Genomic DNA, 1,715 nt, shown 5'->3' on the forward strand with positions numbered 1-1,715 from the left:
ATAGCGACCTTGTTTGCCTGATGCGTCTAATTGAATGATTTTTTTGGGATTAGGCGCAACATGAAAGTCTTGTTGATAGGTGTGGGTACTGAAGTCTGCTTTATTAGAGATACTAACTTGGTAGTTGCTTAGTCTATTTGCACAGCAATCAGTGCGGTTGTAGATAATGATTTGCTTGATGTTTTTCTTGCTGCCTAGATCAACCTGCCACCAAGCGCCCCGCTCATCTTTGGTATGGGTTGTGCTACTATTTAAAAATTCGCCATCAGTGTTGCCATCCACTGCATAACCAGCAACAGCGATGATGCGGTGTGGATACGTGCTGGATTGTGTAGCAGGTTTTTCAAGCGCTAGATTATAACCAGAGGCATATGCGCCTCCATAACCTGGGTCACCCCATGTCCTAATTGAGCCATCGGGTTTAACAGCAGTAAAGGCAAATTCATTTGAATAAATCGCGGTATAACCTTTGTCAGTGGGTGCATTTGTATGTTTATACTCTCTACCCCACGAATTATCTAAGTTGCCCCACGATGTAATTGAACCATCGGCTTTAAGGGCGGCAAAGGCGCTATCACTTGAATAAATCTTGATATAGCCTTTGTCAGTGGGTGCATTGGGTGAGTTTGTGCCTCCACTTTTTATGTCACCCCATGTCTTGATTGACCCATCGGCTTTAAGGGCGGCAAAGGCATATGTGTTTGAATAAATCTTGGTATAGCCTTTGTCAGTGGGTGCGTGCTTACCTCCAAAATCTGGGTCACCCCACGCCTTGATTGAGCCATCGGCTCTAAGGGCGGCAAAGGCAAGTCCATTTGAATAAATCTTAATATAGCCTTTATCAGTGGGTGCGTTGGGCGCATCTGTGCCTCCAGCATCCGTATAACCCCACGCTGTGATTGAGCCATCGGCTTTAAGGGCGGCAAAGGACCTCCAAGTTGAATAAATCTTGGTATAGCCTTTGCCAGAAGGCGCATCTGTACCTCCATCATTCGAACCACCCCACGCTGTGATTGAGCCATCGGCTTTAAGGGCGGCAAAGGCATACTGAGTTGAATAAATCTCAATATAGCCTTTATCAGAGGGCGTGTTTTCACCTCCCCCTCGCTTTGAACTACCCCATGTCTTGATTGAACCATCGTGTGCAAGAACGGCAAAGGCATTTTTATTAGAATAAATCTTGGTATAGCCACTGCCAAAAGGTGCGTTTTCGCCACCTCCATCAGAGCCACCCCACGCCTTGATTGAGCCATCGGCTGTAAGAGCGGCAAAGGCATTCAAAGTTGAATAAATCTTAGTATAGCCACTACCAGAGGGCGCGTGTGTACCTCCCCAATCCCAATCACCCCACGCTTTGATTGAGCCATTGGTTGTAAGAGCGGCAAAGGCATATCTATTTGAATAAATCTTGGTATAACCACTACCAGTGGGTACTACGGTTCCATAAATCAGACCACCCCATGTCGTGATTGAGCCATCGGCTTTAAGGATAGCAAAGGTCTGATCATTAACATAATTTGGTGCATTATAAAACCCACCAAAATCATTCTGAGTACTAGAATAATCCACCTCAGCAAAATGCAAAGGATCAACACCCATAACCTGAACTTCTGCTAGAGAGAGATAGTCACTGTCAAGCAACTGGATTCTAACATAGCGACCTTGTTTGCCTGATGCGTCTAATTGAATGATTTTTTTGGGATTGGGTGCGACAT

At 45.4% G+C, this 1,715-nt stretch carries 1 protein-coding gene; it reads right to left on the minus strand.

Features of this window, described 5'->3' with window-relative positions; genetic code table 11:
• Positions 1 to 1,715: galactose-binding domain-containing protein (locus tag BBROOKSOX_RS10645; protein WP_180324009.1), on the minus strand; the 1,715-nt coding region annotated here is incomplete at both ends.

This window comes from bacterium endosymbiont of Bathymodiolus sp. 5 South (genome assembly GCF_900128535.1).
Taxonomy (GTDB): Bacteria; Pseudomonadota; Gammaproteobacteria; order PS1; family Pseudothioglobaceae; genus Thiodubiliella.